Raw genomic sequence first — 23,872 nt, 5'->3', positions numbered from 1 at the left:
TAGTCCCTGTGCGGTTAAGTCCTTTCTATACTGCGACATAAGGTCGCACACATCTGAAGACCTGTATTTGCTCGGCCACCTTGGCCCGTAGGCGCTCCGCTGGGGGGCGATGGCAATAACAAGAGGAGTGACTGGCATGATCCATCACGTAGTGGGACTTTTTACCCACCCCGATCAGGAATGGAAGGAAATCCGTGGCGACCAAGAGGAAAGCATCAGCCACATGTACCTGACGCACACGCTGATCCTGGCGGCGATCCCCGCCGTTTCGGCGTTTATCGGCACCACTCAGGTCGGCTGGGTGATCGGCAACCGCGCCCCGGTGATGCTCACCGTGGAGAGCGCCATCTGGATGACAGTGATGTCGTACCTGGCGATGCTCGGCGGGGTCGCGGTCATGGGCGCTTTCGTACACTGGATGGCCCGCACCTATGACGCCAACCCGAGCCTGGCGCGTTGCGTGGCGTTCGCCACTTACACCGCGACGCCGCTGTTCGTCGGCGGGCTGGCGGCGTTGTATCCGCACATGTGGCTGGGGATGATCGTCGGCACGGCGGCCATCTGCTACACGGTGTATCTGTTGTACGTCGGGCTGCCGACGTTCATGAACATTCCGTCGGACGAAGGTTTTCTGTTCTCCAGCTCAGTGCTGGCGGTGGGTCTGGTGGTGCTGGTGGCCATCATGGCGTTCACCGTGATTGTCTGGGGCCTCGGCGTGGGGCCGGTGTATACCAACTGACATGATTCACCCCCGAGAAAAACAAGATCTGCCAATACAGGCCGCCGCAAGGCGGCCTTCTCGTTTGGCGGATGACCATTCGGCAGGTCAGCGATTCGCAAGTCCTGGAGGTTGCGGCATACTCGACGCCTCTGGAGATCCATCAAGCATGCCCGAGCAACTCAATACCCGCGTCGAAGACTGTTACCAACTCGCTGAATCCTTTTTCAAACGCCATTTCCAACGCCCCGTCGTCAGCCTCAAGCTGCGCGGGCAAAAAGCCGGTGTCGCGCATCTGCACGAGAACCTGCTGCGCTTCAACCCGCAGCTGTACCGGGAAAACACCGAACATTTCCTCAAACAGACCGTGGCCCATGAAGTCGCGCACTTGATCGCCCATCAACTGTTCGGCGACCGCATCCAGCCCCACGGCGAGGAGTGGCAACTGATCATGCGCGGAGTCTACGAGCTGCCGCCGGACCGCTGCCACACCTATGCAATCAAGCGCCGCAGCGTGACGCGCTACATCTATAAATGCCCGTGCGCCGACAGTGATTTTCCGTTTTCGGCGCAGCGTCATAGCCTGGTCAGGCAGGGGCGACGGTATTTGTGCCGGCGCTGCCGCAACACCTTGGTGTTCAGTGGTGAGATGCGCGTCGAATAGACAGTTTTGTGTTGTCGCTGCCGACGCCTTCGCGAGCAAGCCCGCTCCCACATTTGGAACGTTCCCCTGTGGGAGCGGGCTTGCTCGCGAAAGGGCCGGCACAGACGCTAAAGAATGACCTTGGCACGCCGTAACTCGGCAATCCGCTCAGATCCAAAGCCCAACTCCCCCAACACCTGCTCCGTATGCTGCCCCAGCACCGCGCCAACATGTCGCGGCGCCGGCAGCGCCTCGGCAAACTTCAACGGACAGGCGATCTGCGCCTGGCTGGAACCATCGCCACGCGGCACCTGTGTCACCAGCTCGCGCGCCTGTAACTGCGGATGCTGCACCGCCTCGCTCAGGTTCAAAACCGGTTCGACACAGGCATCGACCCCGGCGAACAATTCACACAGTTGGGCAAAGTCATGTTTTTCGAATTCGACTTTCAGCGCGTCCTTCAATAACGTTTGCTGCTCGGGTTTCGGTGACAAGCCCTGCGCCGCCAACTCCGGCCGGCCCAACGCCGTGCACAGTTGCTGCATGAACCCCGGTTCCAGGCTGCCCACCGACAGCCAGCGGCCATCGCGAGTGCGGTAGTAGTCATAGAAGCTGCCACCATTGAGCATCTGATCCTCCCAATGCGGTTCTTCGCCACAAGCGAGGTAAGCGGCCCCGGCCATGGCATGCAGGCTGAAAGCGCAATCGGTCATGCTCACGTCCAGGTGAGTGCCCTGCCCGGTTTGCTGCCGGGCGATCACCGCTGCCAGCAGACCGATGACCCCGTGCAGCGAACCGCCCGCCACATCCGCCACCTGCATGCCCAGCGGCAGCGGGCCGCTGTCGGCACGCCCGGTGTAACTGGCAAGCCCGGCCAGGGCGAGGTAGTTGATATCGTGCCCGGCGCGATCCTTGTACGGCCCGGTCTGGCCGTAACCGGTGATCGACACGTAAATCAGCTTCGGGTTGATCGCCTTCAGCGCCTCATAGCCCAGGCCCAGCCGCTCCATCACACCGGGACGGAACTGTTCGAGCACGATGTCGTATTCGGTCAGCAACTGCCTGACCACCTCCAGCGCCTCAGGCTGCTTGAGATCCAGCGCCAGGCTGCGCTTGTTGCGGTTCAGGTAAGCATGGCTGGCCGACATCCCCCGATCGTGCGGCGGCAACACCCGCAACAGGTCCAGGCGAGTCGGCGATTCAATGCGCAGCACCTCGGCGCCCATGTCGGCAAGCAACAGCGAGGCGAACGGCCCTGGCAGCAGGGTCGAGAAATCCAGAATCTTCAGCGAAGCCAACGGCGCGGACATGGGCGATCTCCTTGAGCGATGCTTCCAGCCTAGGCAGCGAAGCCACGTACAGCAATCACCGGATACGTCAGCGGCAGTGACCGTAATGCTCAAATCGCAGGCCATAAAAAACCTGCCGAAGCAGGTTTTTTATTCAAGCGATGCTTACTTCACATTGCTCGGGGTTGGGCCTTCAGCCACACCCAGATCATCTTCAGGACGGGTATCGGCGATACCGCGACCGCCCGAGGCCAGCTCGGATTGCAGCACATCGGTGTCCAGCTCCTTGACCCACTTGGCGACAACGATGGTCGCCACGGCGTTACCGACCAGGTTGGTCAGGGCACGGGCTTCGGACATGAAGCGGTCGATACCGAGGATCAGCGCCAGACCCGCCACCGGCAGGTGACCGACCGCCGACAGAGTGGCTGCCAGCACGATGAAGCCCGAACCGGTCACACCGGCGGCGCCTTTGGAGGACAGCAGCAACACCACCAGCAGCGTGATCTGGTGCGTGATGTCCATGTGCGTGTCGGTGGCCTGAGCGATGAACACAGCGGCCATGGTCAGGTAGATCGCGGTGCCGTCGAGGTTGAACGAGTAACCGGTCGGGATCACCAGACCCACTACCGATTTCTTCGCGCCCAGACGCTCCATCTTGATCAGCATGCGTGGCAGTACCGATTCCGACGAGGAAGTACCCAGGACGATCAGCAGCTCTTCACGGATGTAGCGGATCATCTTCAGCACGCTGAAGCCGTGCATGCGGGCGATAGCGCCGAGCACGATCAGGATGAACAGCACGCAAGTGATGTAGAAGCAGGCCATCAGTTGACCCAGCTGCACCAGCGAGCCGACACCGTAGGCACCGATGGTGAACGCCATGGCACCGAAGGCACCGATTGGCGCGAGCTTCATGATCATGTTGATGATGTTGAACATCACGTGGGCGAAGCGATCGATGAAGTCGAGGATCGGACGGCCATAGTCACCCAGGCGATGCAGGGCGAAACCGAAGATCACCGAGAACATCAGCACTTGCAGGATGTCGCCTGTGGCGAACGCGCCGACGATGGTGGTCGGGATTACGTTGAGCAGGAAGCCGACAACGCTCTGATCAGCACCCTGGGCCACATAGGTGGCGACTTTCGAAGCGTCGAGTGTGCTGACATCGATGTGCATGCCGTTGCCCGGCTGCACGATGTTGACCACGATCAGACCGACCAGCAAAGCGATGGTCGAAACGATTTCGAAGTACAGCAGTGCGTAACCACCGGTCTTGCCGACCGACTTCATGCTTTGCATGCCAGCGATACCGCTGACCACGGTGCAGAAGATGATCGGGGCGATGATCATTTTGATCAGTTTGATGAACCCGTCACCCAGCGGCTTTACCGCGACACCGAACTGCGGGTAGTAGTGACCAAGGGCAATACCGATGATGATCGCGACGATCACCTGGAAATACAGGGATTTGTACAGTGGCTGACGAGTCGTCATTGCAAGCTTCCTCAAGCGTCCCGCGACCAACATCCGTCTGTTGACCGCAAAACCTGAATTGCGAACCCTCCTGCACTGGAGGGATTTGTTGTGTCGAGCGGCGCTTTACCCACGGGATAAACGCACACTTCTGTCGCTCTTATCGCAAACCTCGTGCCACTTTGGTGCAATTACCTGCAAGCCTTTTGATATCAGGGCATGCAGGCGGTTTTTTGTCACTGGCTGGTGACGTCAGTGTGGCGGATTTCCGCCAACTCGCCGGATCTCGTCCTACAATTTGGCGGAAATCCGCCTTGTTGACGATGCTGCCCCCGGCTACCATCCGGCGCCTGAGGAAGGATCTGCCGCTTATGCGCGAACGTACCATCGCCAGTCATTTCGCCCGTGCCGCCCTCGGTGGCGCACGCCGTTCGGGGTTCGATTATTTGCCGCTGCTGCAACAGCTGGGCATCAGCCCGCAGTTGCTGGATGAGCCGCGAGCACGCATCGCCCCCGAGCAATTCACCGAACTGTTGCAGAACCTGTGGCTGGCCCTGGATGACGAATACCTGGGCTTTGGCAACGCACCGAGCAAACCCGGCAGCTTCGCGATGATGTGCCACGCCCTGATCCACTGCCGCAATCTGGAGAAGGCGCTGCAACGCGGTTTATTGTTTTATAGCCTATTCCCCGAGGCCCCGCGCCTGAGCCTGCAGCGCGAAGACGAATGGGTGCGGCTGAGCCTCGATGATTCGCAGTTATGGGACCCGGATCACTTTCTCAGCGAGAGCCTGCTGGTGATCTGGCATCGCCTCGGCAGTTGGCTGATCGGCCAGCGGATTCGTCTGGAGCAGGCCACGTTCAGCTATCCGAAACCGGCGCACGGAGCCGAATACGACCTGCTGTTCCCCTGCCCGCTGGTGTTTTCTGCCGAGCAAAGCAGTCTGCTGTTCCACAGCCGCTATCTGCACATGCCACTGTTGCAGGACGAACGCACCCTCAAACACTTTCTCGAACGCTCACCCGCCGACCTGTTGTCGCGACCGGATGACGGCGACAGCCTGAGCAGCCGCCTGCGCCGCTTGCTCAGCCGCGACAGCGCGCACTGGCCGGACCTGGAAGCGGTGGCCGCACACCTGCACATCAGCCCGCAGACCCTGCGCCGGCATTTGCGCGAGGAAGGCACCAGTTTTCAGGAGTTGAAGGATCAGTTGCGGCGAGATATCGCCATTTATCATTTGGGCCGGGCGGATCTGTCGTTGCAACAGATTGCCGAGCAACTGGGCTTTTCCGAGCCGTCGGCGTTTCATCGGGCGTTCAAGAAGTGGACGGGGCTGACACCGGGGGCTTATCGGGCGCAGGAGCAGTGAGTGCCGCGATGAACCGACTGGCGCCTTCGCGAGCAGGCTCGCTCCCACAAGGGGCTGTGAACACCGCCGATCCAGTGTGGGAAGCGAGCCTGCTCGCGAAGAGGCCGGCAAGACCTGCGACTAGACCGCAGGAAAATGAATCCTGAACGCCGCCCCGCCCATCGGCGAATCGCCCAGCGCCAGCTTGGCGTTGTAACTCTCGATGATGTCCTTGACCACCGCCAGCCCGATCCCCTGCCCCGGGTGCTGACGATCCAGGCGTTCGCCACGTTCCAGAATCCGCGCCCGCTGGTTCGGTGGCACGCCGGGGCCGTCGTCCTCGATGCACAACTCGATGCCGGCCAGGGTCTCGCGCACGCTGATACGCACTTCGCCCAGACACAGGCGATAGGCGTTTTCCAGCAGGTTGCCCATCATCTCCAGCAGCGCGCCCTGCTCAATCGGCACATAGCATTGATCCGGCAGATCGAAGGCCACCCGCACGCGCTTGTCGCGGTAGACCTTGTCCAGCGTGTCGCACAGGCTTTTGAGCACCGGTTGCAGGCGCACCTGATGGCGCACCAGACCGCTTTTGCGCAGGCTGGCCCGTTGCAGTTGATAGCTGATCTGCTGGCTCATGCGCTCGATCTGGGTTTGCAGCACCCAGGCCTGATCGCGATCTTCGGGACGCTGGGCCATGTCTTCACTGACCCCTTGCAACACCGCCAGCGGGGTTTTCAGACTGTGCGCCAGGTCATCGAGTGAGTCACGGTAGCGGCTGCGCTGCTGACGCTCGCTGTGCAGCAAACGGTTGAGCGAACCGGTCAGGCGCAGCAGTTCGCGCGGGTGCTCTTCGGTGAGACTTTCGCGGGTGCCGCTTTCGATCTCGTCGAGCTCCTGACTGAGCCGGCGCAACGCCTTGAGGCCCCAGGTCAGGCCGATCCACAACAGCGCCAGCAGCACCAGCAACGCAGCGCCGAAGCCCAGGTAGAGATTGTCGCGCAGGCCTTCGAGGGTGTTTTCGTATTCGCGCACCGGTTGCAGGGCAACGATACTGAACGCTGCACTTTTGCCGCCCAGCAGTTTGACCTCGACGTCGTAGACGAAGAATTCCTGACCGTTGCTTTCGCGGATCCGCGCGAACTCGTTACCCATGCCGTCGTAGCGCGGCTTGTAGTTGATCTGCTCTTCCTGCGTGCCTTTCGACCGCCAGACCAGTTTGCCTTCGCGGTCGTAGATGTAGCCAAGCAAACGGTTGTCGGTCAGATTGAAACGCTCATCCGGCAATTGCGCCGGCATCATCAGGCGGCCGTTCTCGATGCGCGCTGCGGAGATCAGCGTAGTGACATCCGAGGCCAGCCGCTGCTCGATCGAATCCTGCAGCGCCAGGCTGAACGCCCCCTGCATGGCCGGCAGCAAGCCGAGCATGAACAACACCGCCAACGTGGTGGCGGCGAGCATCAAGCGAACACGAAGCGAACGAATCAAGTGCAGCGCTCATTGAACAGGTAGCCGAGACCGCGCACGGTGTCGATCGGCTTGAACCCGGCCGGGCCTTCCAGCTTGCGACGCAGGCGACCGACCAGCACTTCGATCACGTTCGGATCGCGCTCGTCGTCGTCGGGGTAGAGCTGCTCCATCAGGCGATCCTTGGGCACCACTTGCTGATGGTGGCGCATCAGGTATTCGAGGATGCGGTATTCGTAGGCCGTCAGTGCCAACGGTTCTTCATCCAGCGACGCCTGTTTGCGATTGAGGTCCAGCAGCAACGGGCCGGCAACGATGGTCGACTGGGTGAAACCGCTGGAACGGCGCAGCAAGGCGTTGAGTCGCGCATCGAGTTCTTCGAACTGGAACGGCTTGACCACGTAGTCGTCGGCACCGGCGGCGAGGCCTTCGACCTTGTCCTGCCAGTTGCCGCGCGCGGTGAGGATCAGGATCGGAAACGTCTTGCCGCTCGAGCGCAACTGCCGGATCAGATCCAGACCGCCCATGCCCGGCAGGCCGAGATCGATCACCGCCAGATCGAAGTTGAACTGGCCGGTCTGGTACAACGCCTCTTCGGCATTGGCCACGGACTCGACCACGTGACCGCTCTCCGTCAGGCGGGTTTGCAGGTGATGGCGCAGCAGCGCTTCATCTTCGACGACCAACAGTTTCATAACGCTCTCCCGGGTAAATCGATAACGCCAACAACACAACTGTGGGAGCGAGCCTGCTCGCGAAAGCGGTGGTTCAGTCAACGTAGATGTCGACTGAACCATCACCTTCGCGAGCAAGCCCGCTCCCACCCTGATTTCGCCTGGCACTTGCCCTAGCGAATCGCTTTTCTAGAAAGCGTAGTTGGCCGACAGGTAAGTCTGGGCGCTGCTGGTCAAATCCAGCGAGCCTTGTTTGCTGCCGCCGCGTTCTTTCATTTCAGTGCTGGCGTTGCTCATCAGGTAACGGTAACCGAGTTCGACCGAAACGTTTTGCGCCACTTGCTGCAGCACACCGAGTTGACCGCCGACGGCGTAACCGATGTCGCTGTCACGGCTGTAGCCTGGCGACTCCTGAGTCAATTTGGTCAAACCGGCCGTTGCGCCCCCGAACAGTCTGGTGCTGCCGCCCACTGGGTAGAACAGATCGTAGCTGCCCAGCAGGTTTTCCTGGCGCAGTTTAATGCCATTGTGCGAACCGGACACGTTGTCGTAGGTGGCGTAGTAGCGACCTTGCGAATTTTGCTGCCCCAGGCGCACGCCGTAGGTGTTGTTGCCATCGATCGCGCCACTGGCGTCCGGGTGGCCGAGGTTGTCGTTCAGCGCATGGGATTTTTTGACCTTGTCACTGGTCTGGCCGAACGTCAGGCCGGCGAAGTTGGTGGTGTCATCGGCATGTGCCGCAATGCTGGAGCCCAACAAGGTGAAAGCCAGCAGCAGTTTGTTCAGACGAGTCATCGAGTTTCCTCTTTCTCAGTGCTGTTTGGGTATGGCGCAAGGTTACTGACCTGCCCCTGTACCTCCCCTGAACACTCTCTGAACCTGCGCTGAATCAAATCGACTAGGCTGTCCTGACCACTTTTCAAACAAGGAGACCGACCATGCGCCTGTTCCTCGCCCTTGCCCTGCTCGCTGCCAGCAGTCTGGCCAACGCTGCGATCAAGACTCAGGAGATTCCCTACCAGAGCGCCGACGGCACAAAACTGATCGGCTACTACGCCTACGACGACGCGATCAAGGGCCAGCGCCCGGGCGTGGTGGTGGTGCACGAGTGGTGGGGCCTGAACGATTACGCCAAGCGTCGCGCCCGCGACCTCGCCGAACTGGGCTACAGCGCGCTGGCGATCGACATGTACGGCGAAGGCAAGAACACCGAGCACCCGAAAGATGCGATGGCGTTCATGCAGGCTGCGACCAAGGATGCCGCCGCGTCGAGCAAGCGCTTCGAGGCCGGGCTGAACCTGCTGAAAAAACAGCCGCAGACCGACGTGAATAAAATCGCAGCCATCGGCTACTGCTTCGGCGGTGGCGTGGTGCTCAACGCGGCGCGTCAAGGCGAGCCGCTGGCGGGCGTGGTCAGTTTCCATGGCGCACTGGCGACCACCACCCCGGCCACCCCCGGCAGTGTGAAGGCGAAGATTCTGGTCGAGCACGGCGCACTGGACAGCATGGTCACCGCTGACAATGTCACCGCGTTCAAGAGTGAAATGGACAAGGCCGGCGCCGACTACAAATTCGTCAGCCTCGACGGCGCCAAGCACGGCTTCACCAATCCCGACGCCGATCGCTTGAGCCACGGCGATCACGGTGGCCCGGATATCGGTTACAACAAGGCCGCCGATGAAAAATCCTGGGCAGACATGAAGGCGTTCTTCCAGAAGATCTTTGGCTGATGGATTGCGGCGCGGCCTTCGCGGGCAGGCTCGCTCCCACAAGGGATTTGTGATCGGCGCAGATTCAATGTGGGAGCGAGCCTGTTTGCGAAAGCCGCACCGCCGATCTCGACCTTGCCCCTGTGAACCGGCAAAATGCCCGCCATGAACTCCACCCTCCCCACCTGCTGCACCCCCCTCGATGCCCACTGGCCGTTGCCAAACGCGCTGCCCGACACAGTCCTGCTAAGCACCCGTTTCGACCCGAAACAACTGCTAGGCGATGATTTCCAGCGCAGCGCCATCGAGCCGCCGCCGAGCATTCAGCGCTCGGTGGCCAAGCGTCAGGCCGAGTTTCTCGCCGGGCGGATCTGCGCCCGGGCCGCGCTGCAGCAGCTCGAAGGCTCGAGCGTGATCCCGGCAATTGGCGAAGACCGCGCGCCGGTCTGGCCGGCGCACATCTGCGGCTCGATCACCCACAGCACCGGGCGCGCGGCGGCGATTGTCGCCAACAAACAGCACTGGCGCGGCCTGGGCATGGACCTGGAAAACCTGCTCGACAGCGACCGCGCCGAACGCCTGGCCGGAGAGATCCTGACCCCCGCGGAACTGCAGCGCATGGCCGACGGTTCGCGCGAGCTTCTGGGGTTGTGGGTGACGCTGACGTTTTCGGTGAAAGAGAGCCTGTTCAAGGCGCTGTATCCGATCGTGCAAAAGCGCTTCTACTTCGAGCACGCCGAGGTACTGGAGTGGACGCAGCAGGGTCAGGTGCGTTTGCGGCTGTTGACCGATCTGTCCGGTGAGTGGCGCCATGGCACCGAACTGGAGGCGCAATTTGGTGTGCAGGACGGGCAGTTGTTGAGTCTGGTGAGCATTCCTGCCTGAAGATTTGCGGTGCCTGAGAGGGCCCCTTCGCGAGCAAGCCCGCTCCCACACTTTGAAATGCACTCCCCTGTGGGAGCGAGCCTGCTCGCGAAGGCGTAATCGGTGTCCGGGATTACTTGACCAGTTCAGCTTGCTCCCACACGTTGAAATGCACCCCCCTGTGGGAGCGAGCCTGCTCGCGAAGGCGCCAGACCTGCTCACACAAAGCTCAGCGGCGTTCCTGATTCCTCGGCCAGCTCAAGCTGAAGCAAGCCCCACCCAGACTCTTGCTCTTGTTGATCAGCGCCCGGCCGTCATGCCAGTGAATGATCCGCCGCACAATCGACAGCCCCAGACCATGCCCGCCCGACGCCCGCGTGCGGCTGTCATCCAGACGCAGAAACGGGGTGAAGATACGCTCCCACGCCGACTCCGGCACACCCGGCCCGTCATCCTCGACGTCGACCCGGCAGCGCAACTGCCCGACCTGATAGCTCACCGTGACCTTCGAGCGCGCATGGCGCATCGCGTTGCTCACCAGGTTCTGCAACGCCCGATGCAGGAAGCGCGGTTCGGCCTCGACCCAGGCGCCGTCGTTGTCCGCCGCAGACAGACACAACCCACGCTGCACCGTGACCTCGGCGCGCAACGGCGCCAGCTCTTCGATCACCTGATTGACCAGTGCATCAAGATCGATGCGTTGAAAGGTCAGCGCCGGGGAACCCTGCTCCAGTCGCGCGTAGGTCAACATCTCGTCGACCAGTTTATCGAGGTCCTCGATGTCGTGGTCCATGCCCTCACGGTACTTTTCCAGCGCCTGCGCAGTGGTCGCCGAGCCGATCATCTCCAGCCCGAAACGCAGGCGCGCCACTGGCGTACGCAGTTCATGGGACACCGCACGCACCAATTCACGCTGGATGGCCAGCAACTGCTGCAAGTGCTCGGCCATGCCGTTGAATGCTGACGCCAGGCGCCCCACCGAGTCCGCGCCGCGGGCCGGCACGCGGGTTTCCAGGCTGCCCTTGGCAATGCGCGTGGCCGCTGCTTCAAGGCCGCGCAAACGCCGTTCGAGCTGACGCACCAGCAGATAAACGATCAGACCGATCAGGCTCAGGCCGAGGGCGGCGATCAGTACCAGCCATTGCGGCGGGTAGGGATTCATCTGATACAGCGGGCCGATCTCCAGCACCCACGGTGTACCGACCATGCCGGCAAACACCCGGATCGAGTCCCCCCCCTTGCCCAGCGCCATCACCGTATCGCCCTCGGACACCCGACGGCTCTGGTCTTCGTCCATGTCGGCCTCGTCCACCGTGACCAGGCGCAGGTCGAAACCGAAACCCTTCTCTTCCTTTAACTGCGCCAGCCGCCTGGGCTGTTCGCCGACCGGCACGCGCACCAGCTCATCGGCCAGCAGGTAAATAGTCGCCCGCGCCAATTGCTCGCTGATCTGCTGCACGTCACCGGTGAGCACCAATTGTTCTTTATCGCTGACCAGCCGATAGACCCGCGCCGCGTGCGGACCGGTCTGCTCCACCAGTGCCTGGCCGCGCTGCACACGGGTGCGCTGGGACAGATCGAGACCGGTCTCGGAAAACGTCTTCAGTGCCAGTGGAATCCCCAGCAGACGCTCCCACACCAGCAGCGCCCGATGACGTTCGGTTTCGTTCATCGGTTGCAGATTGTCGGCCATCAGCGAGAACGTGCCGTGGGCCAGGCGCTCGCGGTACTGCTCGCTGCGCACCTGATTGAGCAGGTGCAGCGCCAGCACACCGAGCACCGCCACCAGAATCAGCGCCGCGCACATGCCGCCGTAGATGCGCAGGAAGATCGAGTTCAAAGGGCAAGATCCACGCAGGCTTCAGGAACGAACAGGTAGCCTTTGCTGCGGATGGTCTTGATCAGTCGCGGGTGGTCGGGGTCGTCGCCGATTTTCGGGCGGATCCGCGAGATGCGTACATCGATCGAACGGTCCTGGCCGTCGTAGCCAATGCCGCGCAACGCGGTGAAGATCTCTTCGCGAGACAGGATCCGCCCGGCATTCGATACCAGCAGCCAGAGCAGGTCGAACTCGGCGCTGGTCAGTTCGATACCGCTGTCGCTGAGCCAGGCTTCGCGCAAGGCGTTGTCCACCACCAGCGGGCCGAACTGCAGACGACGGCTTTTTTCCGCAAGGGGTTCGGCTGTGTCACTGCGTCGCAGCAAGGCCTGAATCCGCGCCAACAGCAGCCGTGGACGCACCGGTTTGCACACGTAATCGTCGGCGCCGAGGTCCAGCCCCTGGATCTGGTCGGCATCGTCAGTGCGTGCGGTGAGCATCAGGATGGGCCCGTCGTAACGGTCGCGGACCCTGCGGCAAATACTCAGACCGTCTTCACCGGGCAGCATCAGGTCGAGGATCACCAGGTCCGGCTGTTCCTTGATGATCCGCGCCGCCGCCAGCGCGCCGTTGCCCTCGATCTCCACGCGCAATCCATTGGCTTGCAGGTATTCGCGGGTGAGTTCGGCCAGACGCTGGTCGTCCTCGACTATCAATACCTGCCACGCTTCTTGCTCCACCGGTGACCTCTGCTTGCTGTTTTTATTAATAAGGAAGAACGCTCGGCCTGACTCGATTCCCGTGTGGGAGCGGTCTTGCTCGCGAAGACGGCGGCATGTTCAACATCGATGCTGCCTGACACAACGCATTCGCGAGCAAGCCCGCTCCCACAATCCTCCCGTCTTTTTGTCATCTTTTGGGAGGATAAGAATGGCGAGACACCGCTCGATTGTATAAACGGCGTACAGCCAGAACACAAGTCGCCAAATGCGTTCGGACAAGGCGGTTTTTTGTGGTAGGGTTCGCGCCCTTAAAAATCCGCTGAAGCGTTTTTCCCGAGTGAAAAACAGTGACAAACGGTCTAGCTCAGCAGGTTCGCGGCCTACACGCCAATTCCCCGTTTCACACACAATTTACGCACAGGTTTATCCACAGGTAGTACGTTGCAATCCCCCACCAAAACGCATTATCTTGTAGCCCGGGCGTAAAAAAACCCTACATGTAGGGTTTGACCCTAAAAAACCAAACACAAACCGGACAGTGAATTCAAGGCTTTTTATTGCCATTGTCGGGTTGAACCAAACGTATTTTCAGAAGCCCAAACCGCGCCTGCGGATGGCTACCGTTTTTCAGTCGACCACGACGATAACGGTACGGGTGTTGCAGTGACGAACCTGCCCCCGAAAGGAATGCGGTTTCACGCGTATCGCGCGAACCGAAGACTTCGGCATGGAAGCGGCGCCCACAAGGCCCCCTTCCTGAACTGTCCCGAAGTCGTTATGCCCGGCGCGTGCCGGTTGTAGTGCTTCAGGACGGAACGGTGGGCACCTTGATGGTGCCCAAACAAACATAGAGAACGTGGAGACACCCATGCAAACCGACACAACTCGCGAGAACCCGCAGGGCACCTTGCCGCAGGCCGCCGATTCGAATTCGGATCTGGCCGCCACCGCGCCTGGTCAACTGCGCGTGATCAAGCGTAATGGCACTGTCGTTCCTTACACCGATGACAAGATCACCGTCGCTATCACCAAAGCGTTTCTCGCAGTTGAGGGCGGCACTGCTGCCGCTTCGTCGCGAATCCACGACACCGTTGCCCGCCTGACCGAACAAGTCACCGCGACCTTCAAGCGTCGCATGCCTTCGGGCGGCACCATCCACATCGAAGAAATCCAGGACCAGGTCGAACTGGCCCTGATGCGTGCCGGCGAGCAGAAAGTTGCCCGCGACTACGTGATCTACCGCGACGGTCGTTCGAAAGAACGTGCTGCCCACGCCCCGGTCGAAGAAGCAGTCAACGCGCACCCGTCGATCCGCATCACCCGTGCCGACGGCAGCCTCGCGCCGCTGGACATGGGCCGCCTGAACACCATCGTCACCGAAGCCTGCGAAGGCCTGGCTGAAGTCGACGGCGACCTGATCCAGCGCGAAACCCTGAAAAACCTGTACGACGGCGTGGCCCTGACCGACGTCAACACCGCGCTGGTGATGACCGCTCGCACTCTGGTTGAACGTGAGCCGAACTACTCGTTCGTCACCGCCCGCCTGCTGATGGACACCCTGCGCGCCGAAGGCCTGGGCTTCCTCGAAGTGGCCGAAAGCGCCACTCACCACGAAATGGCCGACCTGTACGCCAAGGCACTGCCGGCCTACGTCGCCAAAGGTATCGAGTTCGAACTGCTGAACCCTGTGCTGGCCACCTTTGACCTGGAAAAACTGGGCAAGGCGATCAACCACGAGCGCGATCAGCAATTCACCTACCTGGGCCTGCAAACCCTGTACGACCGTTACTTCATCCACAAGGATGGCGTGCGTTTCGAACTGCCGCAGATCTTCTTCATGCGCGTGGCCATGGGCCTGGCGATCGAAGAGAAGAACAAGGAAGAGCGTGCGATCGAGTTCTACAACCTGTTGTCGTCCTTCGACTACATGGCGTCGACTCCGACCCTGTTCAACGCCGGCACCCTGCGTCCACAACTGTCGAGCTGCTACCTGACCACCGTTCCGGATGACCTGTCGGGCATCTACCACGCGATCCACGACAACGCCATGTTGTCCAAATTCGCTGGCGGCCTGGGCAACGACTGGACGCCTGTGCGTGCTCTGGGCTCGTACATCAAGGGCACCAACGGCAAATCCCAAGGCGTGGTTCCGTTCCTCAAAGTAGTGAACGACACCGCTGTAGCCGTTAACCAGGGTGGCAAGCGCAAGGGCGCTGTGTGTGCCTATCTGGAAACCTGGCACATGGACATCGAAGAGTTCATCGAGCTGCGCAAGAACACCGGTGATGATCGTCGTCGTACCCACGACATGAACACCGCCAACTGGATCCCTGACCTGTTCATGAAGCGCGTCTTCGATGACGGCAAGTGGACCCTGTTCTCGCCATCCGAAGTACCGGACCTGCACGACCTGACCGGTAAAGCCTTCGAAGAGCGCTACGAGTACTACGAAGCCCTGACCGAATACCCGGGCAAGGTCAAGCTGTTCAAGACCATCCAGGCCAAAGACCTGTGGCGCAAAATGCTCTCCATGCTGTTTGAAACCGGCCACCCATGGCTGACTTTCAAAGACCCGTGCAACCTGCGCAGCCCGCAGCAGCACGTCGGCGTGGTTCACAGCTCGAACCTGTGCACCGAGATCACCTTGAACACCAACAAGGACGAGATCGCCGTTTGCAACCTGGGCTCGATCAACCTGCCGAACCACATCGTCGACGGCAAGCTGGACACCGCCAAGCTGCAACGCACCGTGAACACCGCCGTGCGCATGCTCGATAACGTGATCGACATCAACTACTACTCGGTGCCGCAAGCGAAGAACTCCAACTTCAAGCACCGTCCGGTCGGTCTGGGCATCATGGGCTTCCAGGACGCCTTGTACCTGCAGCACATTCCTTACGGTTCCGACGCTGCCGTCGAGTTCGCCGACAAGTCGATGGAAGCGGTCAGCTACTATGCGATCCAGGCTTCCTGCGACCTGGCTGACGAGCGCGGCGCGTACGAGACATTCAAAGGCTCGCTGTGGTCCAAAGGCATTCTGCCGCTGGATTCGCAACAGATCCTGATCGAGGCTCGTGGCCAGAAGTACATCGACGTTGACCTGAACGAAACCCTGGACTGGGCACCGGTTCGCGCCCGTGTACAGAAAGGCATTCGTAACTCCAACATCATGGCCATCGCTCCGACCGCCACCATCGCCAACATCACTGGCGTCTCGCAGTCGATCGAACCGACCTACCAGAACCTGTATGTGAAATCGAACCTGTCGGGCGAATTCACCGTGATCAACCCGTACCTGGTTCGCGACCTCAAGGCTCGCGGCCTGTGGGACTCGGTCATGATCAACGACCTGAAGTACTACGACGGTTCGGTTCAACAGATCGAGCGCATCCCGCAAGAACTCAAAGAGCTCTACGCGACCGCGTTCGAAGTGGACACCAAGTGGATCGTTGACGCCGCCAGCCGCCGTCAGAAGTGGATCGACCAGGCCCAGTCGCTGAACCTGTACATCGCCGGCGCATCGGGCAAGAAGCTCGACGTGACCTACCGCATGGCCTGGTACCGTGGCCTGAAAACCACTTACTACCTCCGTGCCCTGGCCGCGACCAGCACCGAGAAATCGACCATCAACACCGGCAAGCTGAACGCTGTTTCCAGCGGCGGCAACCACGGCGACGATTCGGTTCTGGCAGCGCCTGCCGGTCCGGCGCCAGTGCCAAAGGCTTGCGCGATCGACGAGCCGGATTGCGAAGCTTGCCAATAAGCTGAGCTGAATCAGGCGTTGCGAGACGCCTGATACATTCCAGGCAAAAGAAAACCCCCGACAGACTTCTGGTTTGTCGGGGGTTTTTCTTTTGCTCCGTCAAAAAACAGCGAAACCCGGTGACAGGCTTCGCCGTTAATTATTAAGGCAAGCTAACTTCAGACCATAAACGACCCGGCCATTGCCTGCCCCACAACCGGAATGGTGAACGTCTCACCATTGGCTGTCGCAAAGGTTTCGATGGTGTTTGAACCCGCATACCAGTCAGCAAGAATCACTGCGTTGTTCTGCTTGCCCGCATTCCACTCCACGGCGTTGAAGATGTAGGCATTGGTACCGTCGGTCTTGATGATCACATCCGCATACGACTTGATATTCGTCAGCTCGACTTTATCGCCACCCTGAAGGCCATCATCCTTGATCATCACATTGGTCGAGGAATACACCTTGTAGGTATCGCTGCCTTCACCCCCGTAGGCGAAACCACCGCCGAGCATAATCAACGTGTCGGAACCGGCGCCGCCAAACAGCTGATACTCAGGCCCCGTACCTACCAGCGAATCACTGCCGTCATCACCGTATGCGGTACCGGCGTACACGGTGATGTCGTCGTTACCGGCATCGCCATGCAGAATACTGCCGACATCGTTGTTCGCGCTGAACATGCTGTCGTTGCCATTGCCGCCAAACAGCTGATCCGCCTCGGCCGGGCCGCTGCGATCCGGACCATTGATGGCATAGGGCTCGTAGTTGCCGCCGTAAATCGAGTCGTTGCCATCTCCGCCATAGACCAGGTCATTACCTTGGCCGCCATAGAGAACGTTCCAGCCGGCGTTACCGGTCAGCGTGTCATTGAATGACGAGCCGTGCAGCCCTTCGATATTGACCAGTACATCACCGCTCGCATCGCCTCCAGTGACCGTATTGGCCAGCAGGTTGATTTGCACCGCCGCCGAGCTGCCGATGTACCAGGCTTCGTCGGAAACACCCGCACCGCCATCGATAAAATCAGCGCCCTTGCCACCAATGAACGTCTCGGAGCCGGCACCGCCGATCAACGTATCGTTGAACGCAGTACCTTCCCAGTTTTCGATGTTGGTGTAAGTGTCGCCCGCTGCGGCACCGGTCAGTGGCTGAGTGAGATCGAGGGTGATGGCCGAGCTTTCAAAGGCAAAGCTGACCGTGTCGCGCCCAAATGCTCCGTCGAAATTGTTGACCTGATCGTTACCGATGAACGTGTCGTCGCGTCCCGAGCCGACGAACTTCTCGATGCTCTGGAAGGTATCGCCCTTGGCAATCGCGGTGTGCTCACCCGTCTTGAGATTGATGACCACCCCCACCGGTCCAATGTCGTTATAGCTGACAGTATCGAAACCCTCGCCACCGATGAACGTGTCGCCGCCATCGCCGCCCATCAATATGTCATCCCCGGCACCGCCCGTGATGACGTTATCCAGCGCATTGCCTCGCGCCTGGAACATCCCGGTACCGGTAAAGGTCAAGCGCTCGATCCCGGCATTCATGAGGTAGTAGGACTGATTGGTGCGCACTTCATCATTGCCGCCGCCAGCCAGTTCGATGATCGCGCCATAGTTTGCATTGTTGAGGACGTAAACATCGTCGCCCATGCCGCCTTGCACGGTGAAACCGGTCGAGTTGGCATTGGCGATGAAGACGTCGTTGTAGGCCGAGCCGATGATGTTCTCGATACCATAAAAGCTGTCGCCCTCGGCATCGCCACCAGTGCCCGTGCCAGAGCCGACACCGGAAGCCCCCAACGTCAGTGTCACGGCCTGGGCGGATTGCGAGTAATCCGCCACATCAACGCCAGTACCACCATCGAACTTGTCCGCGCCAGCGCCGGCGATAAACGTATCGGCGTACTGCGTGCCGCGAATCAGTTCGATATCGGTGTAGGTATCACCTGCCGCGATGCCGCTGTATACGCCCGTCTTGAAATTGAGCGTAACCGCCACAGTGCTGTCGTCATAACTGACGGTGTCAGTTCCGGCACCACCGAAAAAGCTGTCCGCGCCTGCGCCGCCCATCAAAGTATCGTTGCCCACGCCACCGGTAATGATGTTGTCGCTGGCATTGCCGCGACCGGTGAAGTTGCCAGTACCGGTGTAAGTCAGACGCTCGACGTTGTTGTGCAGCCCCATGCTGAGCTGGTTGGTACGCACTTCGTCGTCGCCGCCACCCTGCGCTTCGACAATCACCGCCGATGCACCGGTGTTGACGATGTAGACGTCGTTGCCCGCGCCTCCCTGCAAGGTGAAGGAGCCGGACGTCGAGGAGTTGAACACATCGTCATACGCCGAACCGATCACCTTCTCGATACCCGAGAACGAATCGCCTTCGGCATCACCACCGGCTCCGGTGCCGCTTCCGGAGACCAGCGTGAGGTTGATGGCAGTGCCAGATTGCGAGTAGTCGACGACGTCCATGTTGTCCGCCCCCGTTGTACCGCCATCGAACTTGTCGACACCAACACCGGCCAGGAACGTGTCACTGTATTTGGAGCCGCGAATGACTTCGATGCCATCAAAGGTATCGCCCGCGGCAATGCCCGTGTGAACACCGGTTTTCTGGTTGATGGTCACGCCCACAGTGGAATCGTCGTAGGAGACAGTATCGATCCCCGCACCACCAATGAAGACATCGGCACCCGCCCCTCCCATCAACAGGTCATTGCCAATGCCACCGGTGATGATGTTGTTGCCAGCATTGCCTGTACCGGTGAAGTTGCCGGTGCCGGTATAGGTCAGGCGTTCGACTTCGGCACTCAAGGTCATGGTAGTCAGCGAGGTGCGAATTTCGTCATCACCACCCCCCGCCAGTTCGATTATCGACTGATTGGGCGAGCCGTTGATGATGTACAGATCGTTCCCCGCCCCGCCCTCGAACAGGGAAGCTGCGGAGCCAGTGGTGAATACATCGTTCTGGGCCGAACCGACGATTTTCTCGATGTTGGTAAACGTATCGCCCTGCGCGTCACCACCCTGACCGCTGCCAGTGCCGAGCGTGGTAAGGGTGATGTTCACCGCCTGCGTCGACAACGAATAATCGACGGTATCGACACCACCTGTCGTGCCGCCATCAAAGATGTTGGCCTCCGTGCCACTGAAGAACGTGTCACCGTTCTTGCTGCCACGAATGATTTCGATACCGGAGAAGGTATCGCCTGCGGCGAAGCCGGTGTGCACACCGGTTTTCAGGTTGACCGTGACACCCGCTGCGAGGCTGTCCTCATAGCTGGCAGTGTCGATGCCGGCGCCACCAATCAATTGGTCGGCACCTGCACCGCCGCTCAGCACATCGTTGCCAGCGCCGCCAGTGATGATGTTGTTGCCCGCGTTGCCAGTTCCGGTGAAGTTGCCGGTACCGGTATACGTCAGGCGCTCGACTTCGCCGCTCATCCCCATGCTGGTCTGATTGGTACGGATTTCATCGTCGCCGCCACCAACGGCTTCACCGATGCCACCTGCCCAAGGGCCATTGATGATATAGACGTCGTTGCCGGCACCACCAATGACGCTGGTGCTGCCAGAGTTCAGGGTAAAGACATCATCGAATGCCGTACCGGTGACCAGGTCCATGTTGCTGAATGTGTCACCCTGCGCATCGCCGCCCAGACCGGTGCCGTTGGCGCCCGTCAATGTCAGGTTGATTGCCTGCTCGGAGCTGGCGTAACTCAAGGTGTCGTAGCCAATCACACCATCAAACGAGTTGGCCGAGGCATCGGCGACAAAGCTGTCGGTGTAGCTGGTACCACGAAACGCCTCGATACCGACGAACGTATCGCCCGCCGCCAGACCAGTGTGAACCCCGGTTTTCAGGTTGATCGTCACGCCGATGCCTTGGTTGGCGTCTTCGTAGCTGGCCGTGTCAAAACCTGCGCCGCCAATCAACTGGTCAGCACCTGCACCACCGATCAGCACATCGTTGCCAGCGCCGCCAGTGATGATGTTGTTGCCCGCGTTGCCAGTACCGCTGAAGTTACCGGTTCCGGTATACGTCAGGCGCTCGATTTCGCCAGGCATGGACACTTTGGGCTGGTTGGTACGGATTTCATCGTCACCGCCACCAACGGCTTCACCGATGCCACCTGCCCAGGGGCCATTGAGGATATAGACGTCGTTGCCGGCGCCACCACTGACGCTGGTGCTGCCAGAGTTCAGGGTAAAGACATCATCGAATGCCGTACCGGTGACCAGGTCCATGTTGCTGAATGTATCACCCTGCGCATCGCCGCCCAGACCGGTGCCGTTGGCGCCCGTCAATGTCAGGTTGATTGCCTGCTCGGAGGTGGCGTAACTCAAGGTGTCGTAGCCGATCACACCATCAAACGAGTTGGCCGAGGCATCGGCGACAAAGTTGTCGGTGTAGCTGGTACCACGAAACGCCTCGATACCGATAAACGTATCGCCCGCCGCCAGACCGGTGTGAACCCCGGTTTTCAGGTTGATCGTCACGCCGATGCCCTGGTTGGCGTCTTCGTAGCTGGCCGTGTCAAAACCTGCACCGCCATTGAGCTGATCAGCCCCTTCGCCGCCGATGAGAAGGTCGTTGCCATCCCCACCATTCAACACATCATCACCTGCCAAACCACGTATCTGGTCATCGCCGGCGGTACCTGCCAGCGTATCTGCACCATTGGACCCGTAAATTACCGCCATTACATCTTCCTTGTGTGAGTGTGTTTGTGTTGGAAACTGCGTTGAATTGCCCGGTGCTACGGGGGGTCACCCTCTCTTGTGCACGCAAGGCCTGGTTGCGAAAAGGCTTGAGCATCGCGAGAAATCCGACGGATTTGTGCTGGGTCGGTCATGCGCGACACGGTCAGGGAAATCACCGCGCACGACGGCGGCGCCATGGTTGCGGCGTGCAGCCGGCAACAGGAGAAATGGTTTCAATTGGCTTGAATGAGGCATCACCGACAGGAAAATCAGCGATGTCCGGACAGTGCGGGGGTATAGAGCCAGACCGGCGACGTAAGGTATTGGCACCGCGGCGGGCGCACTGACGGCTTTATGATTGTTCAACGTGTCGCATCCCTGATGACTACTGACGGCTTCCAAGCCACCGAACCCTGAGCCCGGCTTGAAGATATGCGCTGCGAATGAAAGTTTGACGCGCGCCACCACTGCTCCGCGAGGGTGCAAGTTCCGCACCACAGCGACCGACGAACGGTAGAAAACTGAACACACGTCCCAAATAACGCGCATAAAAAAACCGACGCCTTGGGGCGTCGGTTTTCGGTGCTGCGATCAGATCACATCAGGTCATCTGAATGATGGTCTGCATGATGGTGCTCTGAGTGGAGATTGTCTTGGCGTTTGCCTGATAGTTGCTCTGGCCCTTGATCAGGTCTACCAGCTCATTGGTCAGGTTAACGTTGGACTCTTCCAGCGAGTTGGACGAGATCGAACCCAAAGTACCGGTTTCCGGCGCATCGTAACCTGGAATACCCGACGCGAACGTCTCTTTCCAGCTGGTACCACCGATAGCCTGCAGGCCTTGTTCGTTGGTGAAGCTGGCCAGCGCAACCTGGCCGATGGCCTTGTTCTGATTGTTGCTGAAGTTGGCGAACAAGGTACCGGTACCGTCGATGCTCAGGTTGGTGATCTGGCCAGTGGCATAACCGTCCTGAGTCGGGATGGTGCGCGTGGTATCAGCATTGTATTGAGTGGTCAGGGCCATGGAAATGGTCACACCATTGGTGTTTGCCGATGCGCCGTTAGGCGTAAAGACACCGTTGGTCACTGTGCCTGGCTTCCAGTTTTTCAGGGTCAGGTCACTGCTGATCGTCGGGGTGCCCGGAGTCGCCGGATTAGGTGTGCTGATCTGAGTCAGTTTGCCCGCAGAGTCAAAGGTCATGGTGGACGCCACCGGCGGGGTGGTTTTCGGATCGCTACCGGTAGCATCCGGGTTGCGCCCGTCTACCAGGGTGTAAACCTTCCAGGTGTTTTGACCCGTCTTTACAAAGTACTGATCCATGACGTGCGAGTTGCCCTGAGTGTCATAGATCGGGGTGCTGAACGACTTGGTGTAAGTTGCCAGCGTGTTTGGATCGAATACCACGGCGTTGGCGCCGGTATCGTTGATCACCGGGGCCGACGAGTTGAGGTTGATGCTCGACGTCACCGTCGAACTCGACTTCGGTGCCAGGTTCGAGGTATCGATCTTCAGGTCAGTCAGCACGCCGTTGATGATCTTGCCGTTGGCATCCACACCGTAACCCTGCAGACGCGAGGTGTAGTCGGTGTTGGTGATGAAACCTTTATCGTCGACCTTGAACGTACCGGCACGGGTGTAGGAGATCGAGCCATTGTTGCTCATGGTGAAGAAGCCGGAACCGTTGATGCCCATGTCCAGCACGTTACCGGTGTTGCTGATGTCACCCTGGGTGAATTGCTGCGAAACGTTGGCCAGGCGCACGCCATTGCCGATCACTTTGCTGCCAGTACCCAAGCGAGTTGCCGAATAAACGTCTTCGAATTCCGCACGGGACGATTTGAAACCGGCGGTCGCGACGTTGGCGATGTTGTTACCGGTCACGTCCAGTTGTTTGTTGGCTGCATAGAGACCGCTAAGGCCGATATTGAAAGACATATTCCACTCCTTTGTGCCGGTTAGTCGGCTCTATATACCAATGGTTTGTACTTTGGACAGGGCGACAGAGCCCTTGCCGGACAGGTTGAGCATCAGCTCGCCACCGGTCTGGCTGATGGTCACGCTGTTGACGGTGGCCGGCAGATAGGTGGCCAGATCCGTCGCGGTGCCGTTGATCGGCGCGTTGGCCTTGAAGGTGTAAGTACCCACGGGCACCAGATTGCCGGACGAGTCCTTGCCGTCCCAAGTGAAGCTGGCGCTGCCGGCTGCGCGGCTGCCCAGATCAATGGTGCGCACAGTTGCGCCGGTGCTGTCGGTGATCGTCACGGTGCCGCCGGCAATCGACGAAGGCACGGTCGCCGAACCGGTCAGGCCTTTGCTCGGGTCGTCGAGCTGCGCGGTATTGGTCTGCACGATCACGTTGCGACCCACCAGCGACGACGCCTGCAACGCCTGCGACGAGTTGTAGTTGCCGGCCAGCGAGCTGACCGTGCTGTTGAGGGTGGTGATGCCCTCAAGGCTGCTGAACTGCGCCAACTGCGCAACGAATGCGCTGTTGTCCTGCGGATCGAGCGGGTTCTGGTTTTTCAGCTGGGTCACCAGCAATTGCAAGAACGCATCCTTGCCCAGAGCCTGGCCGCCGGTGGAACTGTTAGTCGCTGAAGCAATGCCATCCACTGTTGATCCACTGGTCTTTTTCGACGAGTTGGACAGCAGATCCTTCATGCTTATGGTGTTGCTGGTATCGGAAACACTCATCG

Annotated in this window: 16 protein-coding genes; 6 read left to right on the top strand and 10 right to left on the bottom strand. The window is 60.0% G+C overall.

The window, feature by feature from the left end:
- Positions 1-136 precede the first annotated feature (136 nt).
- The gene (locus U862_RS0125220; protein ID WP_007917515.1) at positions 137-739 is read left to right on the top strand and encodes a Yip1 family protein; all 603 of its coding nucleotides are present in this window, start codon (positions 137-139) and stop codon (positions 737-739) included.
- A gap of 148 nt (positions 740-887) precedes the next feature.
- Positions 888-1,382, top strand: coding sequence for a SprT family zinc-dependent metalloprotease (locus U862_RS0125215; RefSeq protein ID WP_025112945.1), 495 nt, complete (start codon positions 888-890; stop codon positions 1,380-1,382).
- Positions 1,383-1,489: 107 nt separating this feature from the next.
- On the opposite strand, the gene U862_RS0125210 is transcribed toward U862_RS0125215, so the two are convergent.
- Positions 1,490-2,671, bottom strand: a complete 1,182-nt coding sequence (locus U862_RS0125210; RefSeq protein ID WP_025112944.1) for a CaiB/BaiF CoA-transferase family protein — start codon at positions 2,669-2,671, stop codon at positions 1,490-1,492.
- 144 nt (positions 2,672-2,815) lie between these two features.
- Positions 2,816-4,150 carry a dicarboxylate/amino acid:cation symporter gene (locus U862_RS0125205; RefSeq protein ID WP_025112943.1) on the bottom strand — a complete coding sequence of 445 codons (1,335 nt, stop codon included), beginning with the start codon at positions 4,148-4,150 and terminating at the stop codon, positions 2,816-2,818.
- A 350-nt stretch (positions 4,151-4,500) separates the two neighbouring features.
- On the opposite strand from U862_RS0125205, the gene U862_RS0125200 reads away from it, so the two are divergent.
- On the top strand, positions 4,501-5,499 hold the full coding sequence (locus U862_RS0125200) for an AraC family transcriptional regulator (RefSeq protein ID WP_025112942.1): 999 nt from the start codon (positions 4,501-4,503) through the stop codon (positions 5,497-5,499).
- 120 nt (positions 5,500-5,619) lie between these two features.
- Here U862_RS0125200 and U862_RS0125195 read toward each other — a convergent pair whose 3' ends face one another.
- From U862_RS0125195 to U862_RS0125185, 3 genes are all read right to left on the bottom strand, one after another.
- Positions 5,620-6,966 carry an ATP-binding protein gene (locus tag U862_RS0125195; RefSeq protein WP_025112941.1) on the bottom strand — a complete coding sequence of 449 codons (1,347 nt, stop codon included), beginning with the start codon at positions 6,964-6,966 and terminating at the stop codon, positions 5,620-5,622.
- Positions 6,963-7,640 carry a response regulator transcription factor gene (locus tag U862_RS0125190; protein WP_025112940.1) on the bottom strand — a complete coding sequence of 226 codons (678 nt, stop codon included), beginning with the start codon at positions 7,638-7,640 and terminating at the stop codon, positions 6,963-6,965. The genes U862_RS0125195 and U862_RS0125190 overlap by 4 nt, the downstream gene beginning before the upstream one ends.
- 168 nt (positions 7,641-7,808) lie before the next feature.
- The gene (locus tag U862_RS0125185; protein WP_025112939.1) at positions 7,809-8,414 is read right to left on the bottom strand and encodes a membrane protein; all 606 of its coding nucleotides are present in this window, start codon (positions 8,412-8,414) and stop codon (positions 7,809-7,811) included.
- Between the two features lie 143 nt (positions 8,415-8,557).
- On the opposite strand from U862_RS0125185, the gene U862_RS0125180 reads away from it, so the two are divergent.
- Both U862_RS0125180 and U862_RS0125175 read left to right on the top strand, forming a co-directional pair.
- Complete coding sequence (locus U862_RS0125180; RefSeq protein WP_025112938.1) at positions 8,558-9,349, top strand: dienelactone hydrolase family protein; 792 nt, start codon at positions 8,558-8,560, stop codon at positions 9,347-9,349.
- A 144-nt stretch (positions 9,350-9,493) separates the two neighbouring features.
- Positions 9,494-10,213 carry a 4'-phosphopantetheinyl transferase gene (locus tag U862_RS0125175; protein ID WP_049828054.1) on the top strand — a complete coding sequence of 240 codons (720 nt, stop codon included), beginning with the start codon at positions 9,494-9,496 and terminating at the stop codon, positions 10,211-10,213.
- Positions 10,214-10,421: 208 nt separating this feature from the next.
- Here U862_RS0125175 and U862_RS0125170 read toward each other — a convergent pair whose 3' ends face one another.
- Entirely contained in the window at positions 10,422-12,032 is a 1,611-nt protein-coding gene (locus tag U862_RS0125170; RefSeq protein ID WP_025112936.1) for an ATP-binding protein, read from the bottom strand.
- Positions 12,029-12,751: a response regulator gene (locus U862_RS0125165; protein WP_025112935.1), complete on the bottom strand. Its 723-nt coding sequence runs from the start codon at positions 12,749-12,751 to the stop codon at positions 12,029-12,031. Before U862_RS0125165 ends, U862_RS0125170 begins: the two co-directional genes overlap by 4 nt.
- 850 nt (positions 12,752-13,601) lie before the next feature.
- Between U862_RS0125165 and U862_RS0125160 the strand changes: the two genes are divergently transcribed.
- A complete protein-coding gene (locus U862_RS0125160; RefSeq protein WP_029977849.1) occupies positions 13,602-16,496 on the top strand; it encodes a ribonucleoside-diphosphate reductase subunit alpha in 2,895 nt (964 codons plus the stop codon).
- Between the two features lie 158 nt (positions 16,497-16,654).
- On the opposite strand, the gene U862_RS31340 is transcribed toward U862_RS0125160, so the two are convergent.
- The 3 genes from U862_RS31340 to flgD all read right to left on the bottom strand — a co-directional run bounded on the left by U862_RS31340 (position 16,655) and on the right by flgD (position 23,870).
- Positions 16,655-21,175 carry a hypothetical protein gene (locus U862_RS31340; RefSeq protein ID WP_025112934.1) on the bottom strand — a complete coding sequence of 1,507 codons (4,521 nt, stop codon included), beginning with the start codon at positions 21,173-21,175 and terminating at the stop codon, positions 16,655-16,657.
- Positions 21,176-21,776: 601 nt separating this feature from the next.
- The gene (gene flgE, locus U862_RS0125145; RefSeq protein ID WP_025112933.1) at positions 21,777-23,111 is read right to left on the bottom strand and encodes a flagellar hook protein FlgE; all 1,335 of its coding nucleotides are present in this window, start codon (positions 23,109-23,111) and stop codon (positions 21,777-21,779) included.
- Between the two features lie 30 nt (positions 23,112-23,141).
- On the bottom strand, positions 23,142-23,870 hold the full coding sequence (gene flgD, locus U862_RS0125140; RefSeq protein ID WP_025112932.1) for a flagellar hook assembly protein FlgD: 729 nt from the start codon (positions 23,868-23,870) through the stop codon (positions 23,142-23,144).
- Between the last annotated feature and the right edge of the window lie 2 nt (positions 23,871-23,872).

This window comes from Pseudomonas sp. H1h, from assembly GCF_000633255.1.
In the GTDB taxonomy this organism is placed as follows: domain Bacteria; phylum Pseudomonadota; class Gammaproteobacteria; order Pseudomonadales; family Pseudomonadaceae; genus Aquipseudomonas.
The sequence above is the reverse complement of the archived record's forward strand: the minus strand, read 5'-3'. Positions and strand labels throughout refer to the sequence as shown.

What these genes read in the sequence shown, in the direction of transcription:
- U862_RS0125220 (WP_007917515.1), top strand. Translation starts at nt 137, where the DNA reads ATGATCCATCACGTAGTGGGACTTTTTACCCACCCCGATCAGGAATGG.
- U862_RS0125215 (WP_025112945.1), top strand. Translation starts at nt 888, where the DNA reads ATGCCCGAGCAACTCAATACCCGCGTCGAAGACTGTTACCAACTCGCT.
- U862_RS0125210 (WP_025112944.1), bottom strand. Translation starts at nt 2,671, where the DNA reads ATGTCCGCGCCGTTGGCTTCGCTGAAGATTCTGGATTTCTCGACCCTG.
- U862_RS0125205 (WP_025112943.1), bottom strand. Translation starts at nt 4,150, where the DNA reads ATGACGACTCGTCAGCCACTGTACAAATCCCTGTATTTCCAGGTGATC.
- U862_RS0125200 (WP_025112942.1), top strand. Translation starts at nt 4,501, where the DNA reads ATGCGCGAACGTACCATCGCCAGTCATTTCGCCCGTGCCGCCCTCGGT.
- U862_RS0125190 (WP_025112940.1), bottom strand. Translation starts at nt 7,640, where the DNA reads ATGAAACTGTTGGTCGTCGAAGATGAAGCGCTGCTGCGCCATCACCTG.
- U862_RS0125185 (WP_025112939.1), bottom strand. Translation starts at nt 8,414, where the DNA reads ATGACTCGTCTGAACAAACTGCTGCTGGCTTTCACCTTGTTGGGCTCC.
- U862_RS0125180 (WP_025112938.1), top strand. Translation starts at nt 8,558, where the DNA reads ATGCGCCTGTTCCTCGCCCTTGCCCTGCTCGCTGCCAGCAGTCTGGCC.
- U862_RS0125175 (WP_049828054.1), top strand. Translation starts at nt 9,494, where the DNA reads ATGAACTCCACCCTCCCCACCTGCTGCACCCCCCTCGATGCCCACTGG.
- U862_RS0125160 (WP_029977849.1), top strand. Translation starts at nt 13,602, where the DNA reads ATGCAAACCGACACAACTCGCGAGAACCCGCAGGGCACCTTGCCGCAG.
- U862_RS31340 (WP_025112934.1), bottom strand. Translation starts at nt 21,175, where the DNA reads ATGGCGGTAATTTACGGGTCCAATGGTGCAGATACGCTGGCAGGTACC.
- flgE (WP_025112933.1), bottom strand. Translation starts at nt 23,111, where the DNA reads ATGTCTTTCAATATCGGCCTTAGCGGTCTCTATGCAGCCAACAAACAA.
- flgD (WP_025112932.1), bottom strand. Translation starts at nt 23,870, where the DNA reads ATGAGTGTTTCCGATACCAGCAACACCATAAGCATGAAGGATCTGCTG.